Source organism: Streptomyces luteolifulvus (assembly GCF_008806595.1).
Taxonomy (GTDB): Bacteria; Actinomycetota; Actinomycetes; order Streptomycetales; family Streptomycetaceae; genus Streptomyces; species Streptomyces luteolifulvus.
In genome coordinates this window covers 1-16,164 of sequence record NZ_VZRB01000007.1, presented here as the reverse complement: position 1 = coordinate 16,164, position 16,164 = coordinate 1, and the positions used below count along the sequence as shown (strand labels likewise).

The 16,164-nt window shown below is 70.2% G+C and carries 15 protein-coding genes, 1 tRNA gene and 1 pseudogene; 12 read left to right on the top strand and 5 right to left on the bottom strand.

Annotation, left to right across the window (positions count from 1 at the left end; translation table 11 throughout):
- Nucleotides 1–92 precede the first annotated feature (92 nt).
- Entirely contained in the window at nt 93–2,846 is a 2,754-nt protein-coding gene (locus tag F7R91_RS12190; protein ID WP_150947564.1) for a penicillin acylase family protein, read from the top strand.
- A 67-nt stretch (nt 2,847–2,913) separates the two neighbouring features.
- On the opposite strand, the gene F7R91_RS12185 is transcribed toward F7R91_RS12190, so the two are convergent.
- Complete coding sequence (locus F7R91_RS12185; protein WP_150947562.1) at nt 2,914–3,561, bottom strand: 5-formyltetrahydrofolate cyclo-ligase; 648 nt, start codon at nt 3,559–3,561, stop codon at nt 2,914–2,916.
- Between the two features lie 74 nt (nt 3,562–3,635).
- On the opposite strand from F7R91_RS12185, the gene galU reads away from it, so the two are divergent.
- From galU to F7R91_RS12150, 7 genes are all read left to right on the top strand, one after another.
- Nucleotides 3,636–4,538: a UTP--glucose-1-phosphate uridylyltransferase GalU gene (gene galU / locus F7R91_RS12180; protein WP_150947560.1), complete on the top strand. Its 903-nt coding sequence runs from the start codon at nt 3,636–3,638 to the stop codon at nt 4,536–4,538.
- 5 nt (nt 4,539–4,543) lie between these two features.
- On the top strand, nt 4,544–5,866 hold the full coding sequence (gene glp, locus F7R91_RS12175; RefSeq protein ID WP_150947558.1) for a molybdotransferase-like divisome protein Glp: 1,323 nt from the start codon (nt 4,544–4,546) through the stop codon (nt 5,864–5,866).
- Between the two features lie 163 nt (nt 5,867–6,029).
- Complete coding sequence (moaC, locus tag F7R91_RS12170; RefSeq protein WP_150947556.1) at nt 6,030–6,509, top strand: cyclic pyranopterin monophosphate synthase MoaC; 480 nt, start codon at nt 6,030–6,032, stop codon at nt 6,507–6,509.
- Nucleotides 6,506–7,021, top strand: a complete 516-nt coding sequence (locus tag F7R91_RS12165) for a MogA/MoaB family molybdenum cofactor biosynthesis protein (RefSeq protein ID WP_150947554.1) — start codon at nt 6,506–6,508, stop codon at nt 7,019–7,021. The genes moaC and F7R91_RS12165 overlap by 4 nt, the downstream gene beginning before the upstream one ends.
- Nucleotides 7,022–7,041: 20 nt before the next feature.
- The gene (locus F7R91_RS12160; protein ID WP_191971459.1) at nt 7,042–7,656 is read left to right on the top strand and encodes a GNAT family N-acetyltransferase; all 615 of its coding nucleotides are present in this window, start codon (nt 7,042–7,044) and stop codon (nt 7,654–7,656) included.
- Nucleotides 7,657–7,855: 199 nt separating this feature from the next.
- Nucleotides 7,856–9,103: a divisome protein SepX/GlpR gene (gene sepX, locus F7R91_RS12155; protein WP_150947549.1), complete on the top strand. Its 1,248-nt coding sequence runs from the start codon at nt 7,856–7,858 to the stop codon at nt 9,101–9,103.
- Between the two features lie 92 nt (nt 9,104–9,195).
- Nucleotides 9,196–9,269, top strand: a tRNA-Ala gene (locus F7R91_RS12150).
- A gap of 235 nt (nt 9,270–9,504) precedes the next feature.
- Here the strand turns inward: F7R91_RS12150 and F7R91_RS12145 are convergent.
- Both F7R91_RS12145 and F7R91_RS12140 read right to left on the bottom strand, forming a co-directional pair.
- The gene (locus F7R91_RS12145; RefSeq protein WP_150947547.1) at nt 9,505–11,337 is read right to left on the bottom strand and encodes a hypothetical protein; all 1,833 of its coding nucleotides are present in this window, start codon (nt 11,335–11,337) and stop codon (nt 9,505–9,507) included.
- Nucleotides 11,334–12,263 carry a hypothetical protein gene (locus F7R91_RS12140; RefSeq protein ID WP_150947545.1) on the bottom strand — a complete coding sequence of 310 codons (930 nt, stop codon included), beginning with the start codon at nt 12,261–12,263 and terminating at the stop codon, nt 11,334–11,336. Before F7R91_RS12140 ends, F7R91_RS12145 begins: the two co-directional genes overlap by 4 nt.
- 72 nt (nt 12,264–12,335) lie before the next feature.
- On the opposite strand from F7R91_RS12140, the gene F7R91_RS12135 reads away from it, so the two are divergent.
- Complete coding sequence (locus F7R91_RS12135; protein ID WP_150947543.1) at nt 12,336–12,653, top strand: helix-turn-helix domain-containing protein; 318 nt, start codon at nt 12,336–12,338, stop codon at nt 12,651–12,653.
- A gap of 215 nt (nt 12,654–12,868) precedes the next feature.
- Here F7R91_RS12135 and F7R91_RS12130 read toward each other — a convergent pair whose 3' ends face one another.
- Together F7R91_RS12130 and F7R91_RS12125 are read right to left on the bottom strand one after the other, a co-directional pair.
- Nucleotides 12,869–13,369 carry a hypothetical protein gene (locus F7R91_RS12130; RefSeq protein ID WP_150947541.1) on the bottom strand — a complete coding sequence of 167 codons (501 nt, stop codon included), beginning with the start codon at nt 13,367–13,369 and terminating at the stop codon, nt 12,869–12,871.
- A 382-nt stretch (nt 13,370–13,751) separates the two neighbouring features.
- Nucleotides 13,752–14,189 carry a winged helix-turn-helix transcriptional regulator gene (locus F7R91_RS12125; protein ID WP_408056030.1) on the bottom strand — a complete coding sequence of 146 codons (438 nt, stop codon included), beginning with the start codon at nt 14,187–14,189 and terminating at the stop codon, nt 13,752–13,754.
- A 140-nt stretch (nt 14,190–14,329) separates the two neighbouring features.
- On the opposite strand from F7R91_RS12125, the gene F7R91_RS12120 reads away from it, so the two are divergent.
- From F7R91_RS12120 to F7R91_RS12110, 3 genes and pseudogenes are all read left to right on the top strand, one after another.
- Nucleotides 14,330–15,202 (top strand): aldo/keto reductase family oxidoreductase, encoded by an 873-nt coding sequence (locus F7R91_RS12120; RefSeq protein WP_150947537.1) that lies wholly within the window; start codon nt 14,330–14,332, stop codon nt 15,200–15,202.
- A 291-nt stretch (nt 15,203–15,493) separates the two neighbouring features.
- Nucleotides 15,494–15,718, top strand: a pseudogene (locus F7R91_RS12115) (ISL3 family transposase); the annotation flags it as partial.
- Nucleotides 15,719–15,785: 67 nt separating this feature from the next.
- The gene (locus F7R91_RS12110) at nt 15,786–16,085 is read left to right on the top strand and encodes a transposase (RefSeq protein ID WP_150947535.1); all 300 of its coding nucleotides are present in this window, start codon (nt 15,786–15,788) and stop codon (nt 16,083–16,085) included.
- Nucleotides 16,086–16,164 lie beyond the last annotated feature (79 nt).

Sequence of the window (16,164 nt, the reverse complement as noted above, 5' to 3'; positions counted from 1 at the left end):
AGTCGGACCGGGTCCTGCGCCTATGGTTGCTCCAGCGCCAATTCAAAAGGACAGCCCGCCCTGCCGCTCGCGTTAGGACAGCAAGGACAGCGATGCCCCCGAACACCACCGCCTCATCGGGTCAGAAGCCCGGCAAGTCCGGCAGGAAGAAGGGGCGCAAAGCCCGTTTGGTCGTGCTTGTCCTGGTGCTGGCACTCATCGGCGGCTGCGCCTACGGGGCCTACTGGTCGATCAGCACCGTCCGTGCCTCCTTCCCCCAGACCAAGGGCTCGATCACGCTGGAGGGCCTGTCGGGGCCGGTCGACGTCCGGCGCGACGGCTACGGCATCCCGCAGATCTACGCGTCCTCCGACGAGGACCTGTTCATGGCGCAGGGCTACGTCCAGGCGCAGGACCGGTTCTACGAGATGGACGTGCGCCGGCACATGACCTCCGGGCGCCTGTCGGAGATGTTCGGCAAGAGCCAGGTCGACAACGACGAGTTCCTGCGCACCCTGGGCTGGGACCGCGTCGCGAAGCAGGAGTACGACACCAAGCTGTCCGCGTCCACCAAGAAGTACCTGCGGGCCTACGCCAAGGGAGTCAACGCCTACCTGGAGGGCAAGGCGGGCAAGGACATCTCCCTGGAGTACGCGGCGCTGGGCTTCACCAACGACTACAAGCCCGCCCAGTGGACGCCGGTCGACTCCGTCTCCTGGCTGAAGGCGATGGCCTGGGACCTGCGCGGCAACATGCAGGACGAGATCGACCGCGCCCTGATGACCAGCCGCCTCGGCCCCAAGCAGATCGCCGACCTGTACCCGCAGTACCCGTACAGCCGGAACGCCGCGATCGTCCAGGAGGGCCGGTACGACGACGTCGCCGGGGCGTACGCGCAGAACGGGGGCACGTCCACGAGCGGCTCCTCGGGCACCTCCACCGGCACCTCCACGGGCACCGGCGCTTCGGCCCTGCAGAGCCAGCTGTCCGGCCTCTACCGGGTCCTCGACGACGTCCCCGCGGCCGTCGGTGTGAACGGCAACGGCATCGGCTCCAACGCCTGGGCCGTCTCCGGCGAATACACCATCAGCGGCAAACCGCTGCTGGCCAACGACCCGCACCTCGGTCCTTCGCTGCCGTCCGTCTGGTACCAGATGGGCCTGCACTGCCGCACCGTCTCCGCCAAGTGCCAGTACGACGTCAGCGGCTACACCTTCGCGGGCCTGCCCGGTGTGATCATCGGCCACAACCGGAACATCGCCTGGGGCATGACCAACTCCGGGGTCGACGTCACCGACCTCTACCTGGAGAAGCTCAGCGGCGACGGCTACCTGTACGACGGCAAGGTGAAGCCCTTCACCTCCCGCGAGGAGACCATCAAGGTCGCCGGCGGGGAGCCCGAGAAGATCGTCGTCCGCACGACCAACAACGGACCGCTGCTGTCCGACCGTGACGACGAGCTCGTCAAGGTCGGCAGGAAGGCCACCGTCGACACCGCGGCCCCCGACCGGGGCGACGGCTACGGCATCGCGCTGAAGTGGACCGCGCTGGACCCGGGCACCTCCATGGACGCCGTCTTCGCGATCGACAGGGCGGCCGGCTGGGACGACTTCCGCGCCGCGGCCCGGCTGTTCGACGTGCCCTCGCAGAACCTGGTCTACGCCGACACCGAGGACCACATCGGCTACACCCTGCCCGGAAAGATCCCCACGCGCGCGAAGGGCCACAACGGCTCGGTCCCCGCGCCGGGCTGGGACCCCCGGTACGCCTGGACCGGCTACATCGACCAGGACGAGCTGCCGTACGAGTACGACCCGAAGCGCGGCTACATCGTCACCGCCAACCAGGCCGTGATCGACGAGGACGAGTACCCCCACACGCTCACCACCGACTGGGGCTACGGCGCCCGCAGCCAGCGGATCACCGATCTGATCGAGCAGAAGATCGACGGCGGCGGCAAGATCTCCACCGACGACATGCGCCAGATGCAGCTCGACAACAGCAGTGAGGTCGCCAAGCTGCTCGTGCCCGAGCTGATGAAGATCGACACCGGCGACAAGGACGTCCGCGAGGCGCAGAAGCTTCTCGAGGGCTGGGACTACACCCAGGACGCCGACTCGGCGGCCGCCGCGTACTTCAACGCGGTCTGGCGCAACATCCTCAAGCACGCCTTCGGCAACAAGCTGCCCAAGGAACTGCGGGTCAAGGGCCAGTGCCTGTGGGTCGACCCCGTCAACACCACCGGGCCGGTGGACGAGGCGGAGAAGGTGCGCGAGTGCGGCCGGCGAGATGCCGACCAGGCGCAGCCGGACGGCGGCGACCGCTGGTTCGAGGTGGTGCGCAGCCTGATGGACGACGAGGGCAGCGACTGGTGGCAGACGCCCAAGAACGGCAACCGTCCCGGCGCGACCGACCGCGACCAGCTGTTCAGGCGCGCCATGATCGACGCCCGTTGGGAGCTGACCGCCAAGCTCGGCAAGGACATCGACACCTGGAGCTGGGGCCGGCTGCACCGTCTGTTCCTGAAGAACCAGACCCTGGGCACGAGCGGCCCCGGCTTCCTGCAGTACGCCCTCAACCGCGGCCCGTGGAAGCTCAGCGGCGGTGAGGCGGCGGTCAACGCGACCGGCTGGAACGCGGCCGGCGGCTACGGCGTCGTCTGGGTGCCGTCGATGCGGATGGTGGTCAACCTCGACGACCTCGACAAGTCGAAGTGGATCAACCTCACCGGTGCCTCCGGGCATGCCTACAGCGCCCACTACACCGACCAGACCGGCCGGTGGGCCGAGGGTGAACTGCTGGACTGGTCCTTCTCGGACAAGGCGGTCGACGACAGCACGAGCGACACGCTGGTGCTGAAGCCCTGAGCGGGCACGGCCATGAGAACGGGGCCCGCACACGCGCGTGTGCGGGCCCCGTTCCGGCTCGCCTCTCTCAGTGCGGCACATCCGCTCCGAACCGGCGCACACCGGACGGCGTCACCACCGCGTGCACCGGCTGGTCGTGCTCCTCTGCGGGGACCCGCCCGACGACCTCGGAGTCGTACAGCAGCACCACCAGCGCGGGACGGGCGCCCGCCTGCTCCAGCCGGGTGAGCACCCGGTCGTACGACCCGCCGCCGCGTCCGAGCCGCATGCCGCGCGCGTCGACCGCGAGACCCGGCAGCAGGACCACGTCGGCCGTCGTCACGGCATCCGGGCCGAGGCGCTCGCCGGCGGGCTCGAAGAGCGCCATCCTGCCGCCGTGTTGCACGCGCGCGAGGGAGCCCTCCCCGGCGTACGCGCCCCAGTCCAGGTCGTTGTCGGGCAGCAGCGCGGGCAGCAGAACGCGCACGCCCCGCGCGCGCAACGTGTCCAGCAGCGCCAAGGTCCCGGGCTCGGTGCCCACGGAGACGTACGCCGCCACCGTGCGCGCCCGCTCCAGCTCGGGCAGCTCCAGTGCCCGCTCGGCCAGCGCGGCGGCCGCCTCCCGTACGTCATCCGCCGTCAACGTGTTCCTCACCGCGAGGAATTCTCGCCGCAACGTTCGCTTGTCAGGCTCGGCCGGACGTCCGATGTGACTCAAAGTTGCTCCCGTACCCATCCATTGCGCTCATATGAGAGCCAATTAACCGGACCTACAGATTCCCTGCAAAGGCACCGGATAAGGTTGCGGGCATGACCCAGTCGCACCCCAGGATCAGCAAGGCTGTCATCCCCGCAGCAGGCCTCGGCACCCGGTTCCTTCCTGCCACCAAGGCCACTCCCAAGGAGATGCTGCCGGTCGTCGACAAGCCGGCGATCCAGTATGTGGTCGAGGAGGCCGTGGCCGCGGGCCTCGACGACGTCCTCATGATCACAGGCCGCAACAAGCGGCCCCTCGAGGACCACTTCGACCGCAACTACGAGCTCGAGTCCGCCCTGGAGAAGAAGGGCGACGCCGAGCGGCTGGCCAAGGTCCAGGAGTCGAGCGACCTCGCGACCATGCACTACGTGCGTCAGGGCGACCCCAGGGGTCTCGGTCACGCCGTCCTGTGCGCGGCCCCCCACGTCGGCAACGAACCCTTCGCCGTCCTGCTCGGCGACGACCTGATCGACCCGCGCGACCCGCTGCTCGCACGCATGGTCGAGGTCCAGGAGCAGCGGGGCGGCAGCGTCGTCGCGCTCATGGAGGTCGCTCCGGAGCAGATCCACCTCTACGGCTGCGCGGCCGTGGAGCCGACCCAGGACGGCGACGTCGTCAAGGTGACCGGCCTGGTCGAGAAGCCGGACGTGGCGGACGCCCCGTCCAACTACGCGATCATCGGCCGTTACGTCCTCGACCCGGCCATCTTCGGCATACTGCACAAGACCGAGCCGGGCCGCGGCGGCGAGATCCAGCTCACCGACGCCCTCCAGCAGCTCGCCGACGACGAGAAGGCCGGAGGCCCGGTCCACGGCGTCGTCTTCAAGGGCCGGCGCTATGACACCGGCGACCGAGGCGACTACCTGCGTGCCATTGTCAGACTCGCATGCGAACGTGAAGACCTGGGCCAGGAGTTCCGGACCTGGCTTCGCAGTTACGTAGCCGAGGAGATGTAGCAACGTTGAGCAGCGCCGCGCCCCCCACCGCCGGTCAGGACCACCTCTGGTCGGTGGACGAGCATCTGGAGGACATCCTCGCCACCGTCCGCCCCCTCGATCCCATCGAGCTGCAACTGCTCGACGCCCAGGGCTGCGTCCTGGTCGACGACGTCACGGTGCCGGTGTCCCTGCCGCCCTTCGACAACAGCTCCATGGACGGGTACGCGGTCCGGGTCGCGGATGTCGCGGGCGCGAGCGAGGAGTTCCCCGCCGTCCTGGAGGTCGTCGGGGACGTCGCGGCCGGCCAGGCCGAGCTGCTTCAGGTGGGCCCCGGCCAGACCGCCCGCATCATGACCGGAGCCCCGCTGCCGTCCGGCGCGGAGGCCGTCGTGCCCGTGGAGTGGACCGACGGGGGCCTCGGGGAGGGCCCGGTGACCGGGATGCGCGCTCGTGCGCTGGCCCCCGAGGGCGCCGAGGGCCAGGTGCGTGTGTACCGGCCCGCAGAAGCACGCGCGCATGTGCGCGCGCAGGGCAGCGACGTCAAGGCGGGAGACCGCGCCCTAGTGGCGGGCACGGTTCTCGGCCCGCCGCAGATCGCCCTGCTCGCCGCGATCGGACGCGGCACCGTCCGGGTGCGCCCGCGCCCGCGCGTGGTCGTCATGTCCACCGGCAGCGAACTCGTCCAGCCCGGCGAGAAACTGGGCAGCGGTCAGATCCACGACTCCAACAGCTTCGCCCTCACCGCCGCCGCCCGCGACGCCGGCGCCATCGCCTACCGCGTGGGCGGAGTCGCCGACGACGCCGAGACGCTCCGGTCCACCATCGAGGACCAGCTGGTCCGCGCCGACCTCCTGGTCACCACGGGCGGCGTGAGCGTGGGGGCGTACGACGTCGTCAAGGAGGCCCTGTCCTCCGTCGGCGACGAGGACGAGCCCGGCAGCGGCATCGAGTTCCGCAAGATCGCCATGCAGCCCGGCAAGCCCCAGGGCTTCGGCTCCATCGGCCCCGACCACACGCCGCTGCTCGCGCTCCCCGGCAACCCCGTGTCGTCGTACGTCTCCTTCGAGCTGTTCGTGCGCCCCGCCATCCGCACCCTCATGGGGCTCGCCGACGTCCACCGGCCGACGACCCGGGCGAAGCTGACCGCGGACAAGGCGCTGACCTCGCCGAAGGGGCGCAGACAGTTCCTGCGCGGGGCGTACGCCGAGGGCACGGTCAGCCCGGTCGGCGGTGCCGGATCCCACCTGGTCGCGGCCCTCGCGCAGGCGGACGCGCTGATCGTCGTCCCCGAGGACGTCGAGTCCGTCGAGCCCGGCACCGAGGTCGAGGTCGTTCTGCTCGGCTGAGCGCGGGCGCGTGTGCCCGTCCGCAGTGGCTGAGCGCACGCGCGCGTGCCCGTTCGCGCCGCGGTCCTGCTCGGTTGCCCGCCCCGACATGGGGGTACCGTGTCGCGCACAACAGGCCCGCGCGCCGCACCGGGGCGGGCCGGGACCGGGAGCGCCGCACACCATGAGTACGCAGGACCGACTGACGCACCTCGACGACGCGGGCGCCGCCCGGATGGTCGACGTATCCGGGAAGGACGTGACCGCGCGCACCGCCCGCGCCAGCGGACGCGTCCTGGTCTCGCCCCGCGTGGTCGAGCTGCTGCGCGGCGAGGGGGTGCCCAAGGGAGACGCCCTGGCCACCGCGCGGATCGCGGGGATCATGGGCGCCAAGCGGACGCCGGATCTGATTCCGCTGTGCCACCCGTTGTCGGTGTCCGGTGTGAAACTGGATCTGTCGGTCGCGGACGACGCCGTGGAGATCTCGGCCACGGTCAGGACGACGGACCGTACGGGCGTCGAGATGGAGGCCCTCACCGCGGTCTCCGTCGCCGCGCTCACCGTGATCGACATGGTCAAGGCGGTCGACAAGGGAGCGGTCATCACGGACGTACGGGTGGAGGAGAAGACGGGCGGCAAGTCGGGCGACTGGAGCCGGGCATGACCACCGGGGCGTACCGCGCGCTGGTCGTGACCGCCTCCAATCGCGCCGCCGCGGGTGTGTACGAGGACAAGGGTGGCCCGCTGATCGCCGCGGGCCTCAAGAGCTTCGGCTTCACCGCCGACGGACCGCAGGTCGTGCCGGACGGTGACCCCGTCGAGGCCGCCCTGCGCGCCGGCGTCGAGGCCGGGTACGACGTCGTCCTGACCACCGGCGGCACCGGCATCTCGCCCACCGACCGCACACCGGAGGCGACCCGCGAGGTGATCGACTACGAGGTGCCGGGCATCGCGGAGGCCATCAGGGCGTTCGGCCGGGAGAAGGTGCCGGCCGCGGCGCTCTCCCGGGGACTGGCCGGAGTGGCGCGGCGGACCCTGATCGTCAACCTGCCCGGTTCCACCGGCGGGGTGAAGGACGGCCTCGCCGTTCTGGAGCCGCTGCTGGTGCACGCCGTGGACCAGATCCGCGGCGGTGACCACCCCAGACCCGCCGCCGGCAGTGGGGGTGCGAGCTGAACCGCCCATCCTGGCCCGTCGTGCTGGCGGACGGCGATGTCGTCCTCCGGCCGATAAAGCTGCGCGACCAGCGGGCGTGGCGCGAGGTCAACCGGCGCAACCGGGAGTGGCTGCGCCCCTGGGAGGCGACCATTCCGCCGCCCACGCCGGCCGGGCCGATCACCCACCGGCCCACCTATCGCCAGATGGTCAGGCATCTGCGCTCCGAGGCGAACGCGGGTCGGATGCTGCCGTTCGTCATCGAGTACCAGGGGCGGCTGGTGGGGCAGTTGACGGTCGCCGGGATCACCTGGGGCTCGATGTGTTCCGGGCATGTCGGCTACTGGGTGGACGAGGCGGTGGCCGGCCGGGGTGTGATGCCGACGTCCGTGGCGCTCGCCGTGGACCACTGTTTCCGGACCGTCGGACTCCACCGCATCGAGGTCTGCATTCGCCCGGAGAACGGGCCGAGCCGCCGGGTGGTGGAGAAACTCGGATTCCGCGAGGAGGGGCTCAGGCCCCGTTATCTCCACATCGACGGTGCCTGGCGCGACCACCTCGTCTTCGCGCTCACCGCGGAAGAGGTGCCGGACGGTTTGCTGAGGCGCTGGCAGCGGGCACGATCCCGGAGTACGCCCCACGACAATCCGGCATAGCCCATCCCGCAAAGCCGGGAAATTGAATAAATGTTCGAAAGTGATCGACGGATGACCGTCTCGGGGTGCTGAATTCGCTACCTTCGGTGGCCTAGTGATCGCATCGCTCACAAAAAAAGCTCGAAATATCAGCCAGATCGTGCGACACACCGGCTCAATTGGCGGATGGCCTCACGTAAATCCCTCTACCGTGTGAGGCGTGAGCAGCAGCGGCCTCATCTACGCAGTCATTGTCGGGGCCTGGGCCGCCTACCTGGTGCCGATGTGGCTCCGTAGGCAGGACGAGCTGAACGAGGCCCGTCCGACGGAACGCTTCAGCACAGCCATCCGGTTGCTGTCCGGACGGGCGGGGATGGAGCGCCGGTACGCCAAGGACCTGCGGGCGCGCTCCACCGACGAGGGGGAGCCCAGCGCCGAGGAGCCGGGCGCGGTCACCGATTCGGTGGACGTCCGGTCCTTCGCCATGCCCCCGACCCGTAAGCAGACCCACGCGGCCGTCGAGCCGCAGGGCGGCGCGGGAAGGGCGGAACCGGCGCGCGAACAGGTACGGGACCAGGTTCGTGAACAGGTCCGGGACCAGGTCCGGGACCAGGAGCGGGCTCGGGGACGCGCACCGCAGCGGAAGCGGGTGCCGGCCGCCCGGCGGGATGCCAGTGCGGAGGCGGCCGCCGCGCGGGCCCGGCGTACGAAGGTGCTCGCGCGCCGTCGGCGTACCACCGTGATGCTCTTCCTCGCGTTCACCCTCGGCGCGATCGTTGCCGCGGTCGGCGGGCTCGCGTTCCTCTGGGCGCCCGGCGTACCCGCCGTACTGCTCAGTGCGTACATCGCGCATCTGCGGGCCCAGGAACGCCGCCGATTCGCCTACCAGATGGACCGGCGCCGGGCCGAGGCCGCCGCACAGCGACTGCGGGAGCGCGCACGCCAGCCGCGCCGTCGCCCGACGGCCGCGGACACCGGCGCGGAGGCGGCGGAGCCGGACGAGGGGCCCGAGCCGGAGGTGGATCCCGGGATGTCGGCGCTCGCCGCGGACCGCCGGGCGCTCGTCGAGCAGACCGACCACGCCGAGTGGGTCGACCAGCAGCGCGAGCGGCAGCGCGGGCCGGGACACGGGGACAGCTGGGACCCGGTGCCGGTGCCGCTGCCGACGTATGTGACCGCTCCGGTCGCGCCGCGGGCCACCGCCGATGTGGATCTCGGAGCGGCGGACGCGTGGAGCTCGGCGCGGTCCAGCTCGGTGCCTCCGGACCAGGAGCAGGAACAGGAAGCGGAGCCCGGCGCGCGCGACGGGGGAGCGGAGGAGCCGTCCCCCGCGGAGGACAGGCCGGCGGCGGACGGCCGCAGTGACGCCCGTCGCGCCGCCTCCGCCCGCCGTGCCCGAGAGCGCGGGCGTACGCCGCTCTTCGACCAGTACGAGGACGGGGACCGGCCACGCGCGGCCAACGAGTAGGCGTCCGCCGGTCTCCGGGGTGTGGCCGTGACCAGCCCCGTAACGGATTTCCAAGCACCCTGATGGGGATGCTAGAGTTTCACTCGTTGCAAGGGCCTGTGGCGCAGTCCGGTAGCGCACCTCGTTCGCATCGAGGGGGCCAGGGGTTCAAATCCCCTCAGGTCCACGCAGCGACTGTTCTTGAGTTAGCTCGGGAGTAGTTGACGAGATCCCGTCCGATCGGAAGATCGGGCGGGATCTTCGGCGTTTCCGGGGTGTGTTCGATGCGGTGTCCGAATGTGCGGGGCGTCACGGGTGACTGCTGGTCGGGGTTTCGCCGGGGGATCGGTGGTGATTCGGTGCGGGAGACGGAGCGTGGCCGTCGCCGGGCAGCCCGAAGCTCGGGTCGTGGTGCAGGGCTGTCAGGTTGTTGCGGTGGTGCGGGTGCCGGCGGGCGGTGGAATCCCGGAGGCCGACGAGATGGGTGGCTGTTGTTCGTCGCCCCCGATGTTTTCCTCGGCGAACTCGTCGGCTGTGGGTGGGCTGGTCTGCGTCCAGCTGTGCAGGATGCCGAGGTTGGTCGTGAAGATCATCAGGGCGAGAAGGACGGTCTGGGCGACGCGGCCGTGGGCGAGTCGTCGGGCTGGGTCGGCGATGTTGACGCCATGAGACTTTGCTCTGCCGTTCAGTCCCTCGATATTGGCCCGAGCGGGCCGGTAGGCGTCCTGCCAGGACGGCTGGAGGTAGTGGCGGTCCTGGCGGAACTTGTCGATCTTTCCGAGGCTGCCGGGGTGGACGGTGACCGTCGGCCGTTGGCAGATCTTCGGCAGCTGTTCCGGAGCCGGGGGCCGCAGCCGTTCGGCCGTGGGGATGGGGACGGTGGGTTTGGCCGCGGTGTGCGCGGTGGTGGCGCGCGGGTTGGTGAGGTCGACTGTGACCGGCCGGGTGGCGGCGATCTGGTGGACCTGGTGGAAGCGGGCGCAGGAGACCGAGGGCGAAGGCCCGGCGGCCGGGCACTGCAGACGGATCGTGCCGTGCGGGTCGGGGTTCTGTTTGCGTTTGAGGAAGAACGGGGTGCGGGCTGCGAGGAGTTGGGTGAGCGGTTCGTCGTCGCCGGCTTCGCGTACGGCTTTGTCGTCCAGGTTCGTGGTGGCGTGGACGAGGGCGTCTGGCATCGCGGGGCAGGCGAGGGAGCCGTCGACGAGGAGAGCGCCGGAGGCGGTGGAGCCCTGCAGGCCGCGGTGTTCCTGTTTGTAGTCGAGGACGAGCTGGTAGCCCAGGCGGCGGGCGGGGACTGCGAAGTGGGCGGGAAGCTGGTCGGTGTAGGCGCGGTCGGCGGCCAGCAGTCCGGCGGGCAGTCCGAGGCCGTGGGCGGCGAGCCGGGTCAGGGTGTGCACGGCGTTCGGGCCGACGCGTTTGCCGGGGGTGTCCAGGACCAGGCCGAGGGCGAGCTGGGGGTGGCGGCTGACGCGTTCACCGGCCCGCCGGGCGCCGTCGGGGTGACTCCGGCTGGCGGCGACGAGGAGGGTGGCGGAGTGTCCGAAGATGCCCTCTTCAGCGCCTCCGCAGTAGTGCCAGCCCGCGGTGAGATCGACGGAGGCGAGCTCGCGACGGCGGCTGGGCGGGTGGTGCCAGGACGGGATCGGGGTGGTGTCGGCGCCGATGTCGCCGGGCCAGCCCGTGAACAGGCCGTGCCGGTAGGCGAGTTGGACGGTGACCAGGACAAGGCGGTCGCTGATCTCCTGCAACAGGGCCCGGCGGCGGACGTGTTCGGGATCGTCGTCCTCCCAGGACGCGGCGATGACGGCGGCTTCGGCGGCGGGCAGGCGCCGGCGGCGCTCGCCGCGGCGCGGGTCCAGGGCGGTGGTCAGCCGGTCGAAGGCGCGGTAGACACGGCGGGAGAAAGCGAGCCGGGCGTGTGCGTCGGCGCCGGTGAGGTCGGGAACGCCGAGCCAGGAGCGGGCGGTGGGCCGCAGGTGGTCGGCCAGGATCCGGTAGGCGTCGGCGAGGTTCGCGCCGTGGCCGTAGTGCAGGGCCAGCAGCAGGCCCACCAGGACCGTGCGCACCGGGAGGCCGTCCGGGCCGGGGCGGCCCTGAAGTTCCTGGTCGATCAGGGGCAGGATGCCCGAATCGTGCAGCAGCGTATCAAGCTGGCCGACCTTCGAGTCCGGGATCACTGGCGGGGCGTCGGTGAGGGGCCGGGGGCGGCAGCGCCGTGCCTTGTGCGGATTCCGCCAGGCGTCCGGGGCGGTCACGGACCGCTTCCGTGCAGCAGCCGCATCGCGGTGGCCTCGTCGAGCGGGGGCACGTGGTGCTGGTAGCGGGCGAGCGAGGCGGCCGAGGCGAGCCCGGCCGCCTTGGCGATCAGGTCGTGGTCGATGCGGGCGGCCATCAGCTCAACGATCCACGTCGCCCGCAGCCGCCCCGCCGACAGACCCGGCAGGTGGCCGGGCGGACGGTGGACCAGTGGCCAGGAACCGATCAGGTTCTTGGCGTAGGCGGCGGTCCGCCGGGGCCTGAACAGGTAGTTGCCGCCCGCCGCGTCCGCCAACTCGCCCAGGAGTGGGCCCCAGGCGGCGCGGGCCACCAGAGGGACGACGCGCTCGACCCCCGTGTGCAGCAGGGGACCGTCCCGTCCGAGCCGACGCAGATGGGTGCCCCGGCTGGCCGCCACCTCCTTCGGGGTGAGCCCCCAGCCAGCCCCGAGCCCCAGCAGGGCCAGCCCGTCGGTGCGCTGCTGGCGCGCAAGGTGCTCCGCCCAGTGCCTGAACGCGGCCAACTCGCCCCGGGTGTAGGGCTGGTGGGGGTTCGGCCGGGCGTGCAGCAGGGCCGGAGCGGCTTCCCCGCGCTCGCTGAACGCCAGCGCGTCGCGCACCCGCAGCAGCCACGTCCGGTACGTGCGTTTCGTCGACGCCTCGATCGTGCCCGCCCGGGAGAGGACGAACGCGTCGATGACCTCGTTGCGCAGCCACACGTCAGGCTCCCGCCCCAGTCCTGTGCCCACCGCCCACAAGGCCAGACAGCCGGTGACGTGCAGCAGCCGCTCCACGTCGTAGGGGACCGCGCTGACTGTCGAGGCGACCACGCTGCGCACCACCGTGGCGACCTCGTCCCAGGCCGGCGGCGCGTCCTTCGGCCGATAGCGGGTGATCTTCGCCGACGTGTCCGGATCAAGCTCCACGGTCCATGCATGCCGGCTGGACAAACAGCCATTCCATGACTGATCGACTTCTATGGACAGGACGGTGCGCACATGGTCGGCGGACGCGCCCGCGCACGCCCCCCGAGGCAGCACACCCGTGATCCGGAAACCTGGCCCGAACAACCGTGTACCGACCCGGCCGCCGAGGCCGTCCGCCACATCGCCCGCGCCCTCGCGGGCGTCCTGGAGGAACGGGGCCTGAGCCTGCGGGCCGCCGCCGATGGCTCCGGCGTCAACCGGCAGGCCATCGCCGACCTGCTCGCCGGACGCTCCTGGCCCGACGTCGCGACCGTCGCCCGGCTCGCGGCCTTCACCCGCTCCGGGCTGTGGCCGCCGGCGGCGGGCGTTGACCGTATGAGGAAACACTGAGCCTCGATCCGTGCCCTGATCTGCCAACAGGCGACCGGGCATGGCGATTTCGCGGCTCGGCCCTCCGAGCGGCCTGCACGGCGACTACGCTCGAAGGGCGCGAGCCACCCTTCTGCTGGGACCTCACGCAACCGGCGCCGCCGAGCTGAACCCTCGGCGGTGCCACCCCGCCCGGGAAACGGACCGCACCACGGCGGCCCGCCGGGCCTTTCCGATCAGGCTGTTCCGGGGCCCTCTCCGCCGTTTCCGGGGTGCTCCCGCGCGGCGGGCGTGATCGCGAACCAGGCCGGGGACACCTCCGCCACCAGCCCCTCCTTCGCTAGCTTCTTCAGTCGCGAACGGGTCGTCTCCACCCGCTCCGGATGCTCACCGATCGCCTCCCCGATGTCCTGTACCTTCAACGCCTGGTGAGCGCCCGTCAGCAGCACCAGAATCCGTTCCCGCGCCACTTCCAGATCCAATGGACCCGGCGTCGGGGTCGGTTCGTCACTGGCCATACCGGTCTGGGACGCGGGACCCGGGACGGGCGGCGGGTCCGGCATCGGGTGAAGCGCCCTGACGGCAGCACCTCCACGTCCGTCGCCCACCAGCGATGCCAGCGTCTCCCGGGTGATGGTCAGACGCGCGAGCCGTTCCTCCAGCACCGCGGCCTTCTCCCGCAGCGCCGCCAACTCACCGCGCACCACCGACTCTTCATGGTCCAGGCGCTCGAACAAGGGCGGTAGTGCCACGCGCAAAAGCCGCCGATCAAGGTCGCGTCCTCGTCGTGGAGCGATTGGCGCAATGGTAAGAGCGTGCCGTCTGATCCTCGGACCGCCCGTGTCCTGGTGACAGTGCTGAAGAGCTTGGCTCGGCGCACGAATCCGTCGTTCGTGCCCTGCGACGAGGCGTGGTGGGAACGGGAGTGGCGGCGGGCCCGGGATGAGCGGCATGCAGGCGGCAGAAAAGGTGGCCGGCCGCGGAAGCGGCTTCCTGTGGGCATGCCGACTGCAGGAGAGCGGACCGGCTCCCCTGAGTTGGTGGCAGACAAAGTGGCTCTTCGCAGTTGAGGGTGTAGCGCCGAGAACATAGAGCTGTTGGGCGGTTGGATGTGAGTCGTCAGGAGGTGCGAGCGTCGGAGTTCTCGCGGTTTGCGAGGACCTCGGCCATGTGTGTCTGCGCCCAGTTTCTGAGCCCGCGCGTCATGTGATGAAGCGAGAGGCCGAGGTCGGTCAGCTCGTAGGAGACGGTGACAGGGACGGTTGGCGTCACGGTACGGGTGAGCAGACCATCGCGCTCCAGCGACCGTAGCGTCTGGGTCAGCATCTTCTGGCTGACCCCAGCCAGAAGACGAAAGATCTCGGAGTAACGCATCGCCTTCGGAGCGTCTGCGTGTGCTGCACCGGGCTGGCCAGGGCTGTTGTCGCCGCCCAGCGCACACAGGATCAGGACGACCCACTTGTCCGAGATTCGGTCGAGCAGCCGCCGGCTGGGGCATGCTGCCAGGAACGCGTTGTACTCCACCTTGGCCTGAGCCCTCTTCTGGGCCGCCTTCATCGTCGTCACTGATCGCACCTCTCACCAATGGGTGGGTTACGCACTCCAAAGTGCCTACTTCCCGACAGGAAGTTTCTCTCCAATGCTGACGCAGGGAGGCAGCACGCGCCACCCCCAAGTGCACGACGAAAGGCAACAGGATGAGCACACCCTCCCCCTCTCTTCCCGGCGGCACCTGGACTCTGGGCGACCTGACCGTCAACCGGTTCGGCTACGGCGCCATGCAACTGGCGGGCCCGTGGGTCATGGGGCCGCCCGCCGATCGCGACGGTGCCCTGGCCGTTCTGCGAGAAGCGGTCGACTGTGGCATCACCCACATCGACACCAGCGACGCCTACGGGCCGCGCGTCACCAACGAGTTGATCCGCGAGGCACTGCACCCCTATCCCGAGTCGCTGCACATCGTGACCAAGGTGGGCGCGACCCGCGACGAACAGGGTGGCTGGCCCACGGCCCGGCGACCCGAAGATCTGCGCCGCCAGGTCCACGACAACCTCAAGTCCCTCCGGCTCGACGAACTCGACCTGGTCAACCTCCGACTCGGCAACGCCGAAGGTCCCCAGCCCGGCTCGCTCGCCGAAGCGTTCGAGGCGCTCGTGGAACTCCAACAGCAGGGCCTGATCCGCCACCTCGGGGTCAGCAACGCCACCGAGGAGCAGGTCACCGAGGCACAGAGCATCGCGCCGATCGCGTGCGTGCAGAACATGTACAACCTCGCCCACCGCCACGACGACAAACTCATCGACCGGCTCGCCACCGACGGCGTGGCGTACGTGCCCTTCTTCCCCCTCGGCGGCTTTACCCCGCTTCAGTCCTCGGCGCTCTCGGCGGTCGCCGCTCGATTGAAGGCGACACAGATGTCCGTCGCACTGGCCTGGCTGCTGCAGCGATCACCGAACATCCTGCTCATCCCCGGCACGTCATCGACAGCGCACCTGCGCGAGAACATCGCCGGCGCGGGACTCTCCCTCTCTCATGAGGACTTGACCGAGCTGGACGACATCGGCCGCTGAATGCCCCGTAGCTGAACGGCCCACAAGCCACGACCGAAGCCACCGTTCAAGTTTCGGCCCCGATCACCTTCGCGCGACCGGGGCCGAAGCAGGACGATTCGCCCTCACCTGGTTGACTTCAGATCATCAACCGTCAGGAACTTGTGCCCACCGGCGGTGGCAGCCCACCCCGCGTCGGTGACCGGGTAGGCGTCGAGGTCTCCCGAGGAAGGGGGTCCCTACACCAAGCCCATTCGGAAGACCTCGACGTTGCACGACGCTACCCCTGAGGCGGGCTTCGCCCGCGCTGACATGACTACCTTCTGCCGCCTTGACGAGCTCGGGCTCGAAGTCACCGGTCAGAGACTCGCCCCGGATCGTGCGGTTCTCGCGTGCCGGGTCGTCGAGTCCGATCAGTGGTGCCGCCGCTGCGGTTGCGAAGGCACACCGCGTGACACCGTGACCCGACGGCTGGCGCACGAGCCACTCGGCTGGCGGCCCACGATCCTTCACGTCACGATCCGCCGCTACCGCTGTGAGGCGCCCCGAAGTTCTCGGACAGCGGTCCCCATAGGATCGAAGTCCAGAACGGCGGAGAGAGCACGTGGCACAGAAGCGTAGGAAGTTCAGTCCTGAGTTTCGGGACGAGGCGGTGAAGATGGTGGTCGTGGAGTCCCGCCCGATCGCCGAGGTCGCCCGAGAGATACAAGTGAACGAGGGAACGCTCGGCACCTGGGTCAGCCGGTACCGGCAAGAGCACGCCGGGGAGGAGCCTCCGCTGAACATCAGCGAACGCGCCCGCCTGCGCGAGCTGGAACGCGAGAACAGGGAACTCCGTATGAAGACCGAGTTCCTGGGAAAAGTACCCATGACGGCGCTGTGCGCCGGCACCGTGGCGGGATGAGAATCCGGGGCGCGTAACGGCTTCTGGCCGGTGGGTGGTTGGCTTCTGTGCGCGGGTTGAGTGCTCTGTGGCGCCGTTC

Bases quoted from the DNA above. Each gene is read 5' to 3' on its own strand.
- F7R91_RS12165 (WP_150947554.1), top strand. From the start codon at position 6,506: ATGACCACCGGGGCGTACCGCGCGCTGGTCGTGACCGCCTCCAATCGC.
- F7R91_RS12120 (WP_150947537.1), top strand. From the start codon at position 14,330: ATGAGCACACCCTCCCCCTCTCTTCCCGGCGGCACCTGGACTCTGGGC.
- F7R91_RS12185 (WP_150947562.1), bottom strand. From the start codon at position 3,561: ATGGGTACGGGAGCAACTTTGAGTCACATCGGACGTCCGGCCGAGCCT.
- F7R91_RS12190 (WP_150947564.1), top strand. From the start codon at position 93: ATGCCCCCGAACACCACCGCCTCATCGGGTCAGAAGCCCGGCAAGTCC.
- moaC (WP_150947556.1), top strand. From the start codon at position 6,030: ATGAGTACGCAGGACCGACTGACGCACCTCGACGACGCGGGCGCCGCC.
- galU (WP_150947560.1), top strand. From the start codon at position 3,636: ATGACCCAGTCGCACCCCAGGATCAGCAAGGCTGTCATCCCCGCAGCA.
- F7R91_RS12135 (WP_150947543.1), top strand. From the start codon at position 12,336: ATGGTCGGCGGACGCGCCCGCGCACGCCCCCCGAGGCAGCACACCCGT.
- F7R91_RS12125 (WP_408056030.1), bottom strand. From the start codon at position 14,189: ATGAAGGCGGCCCAGAAGAGGGCTCAGGCCAAGGTGGAGTACAACGCG.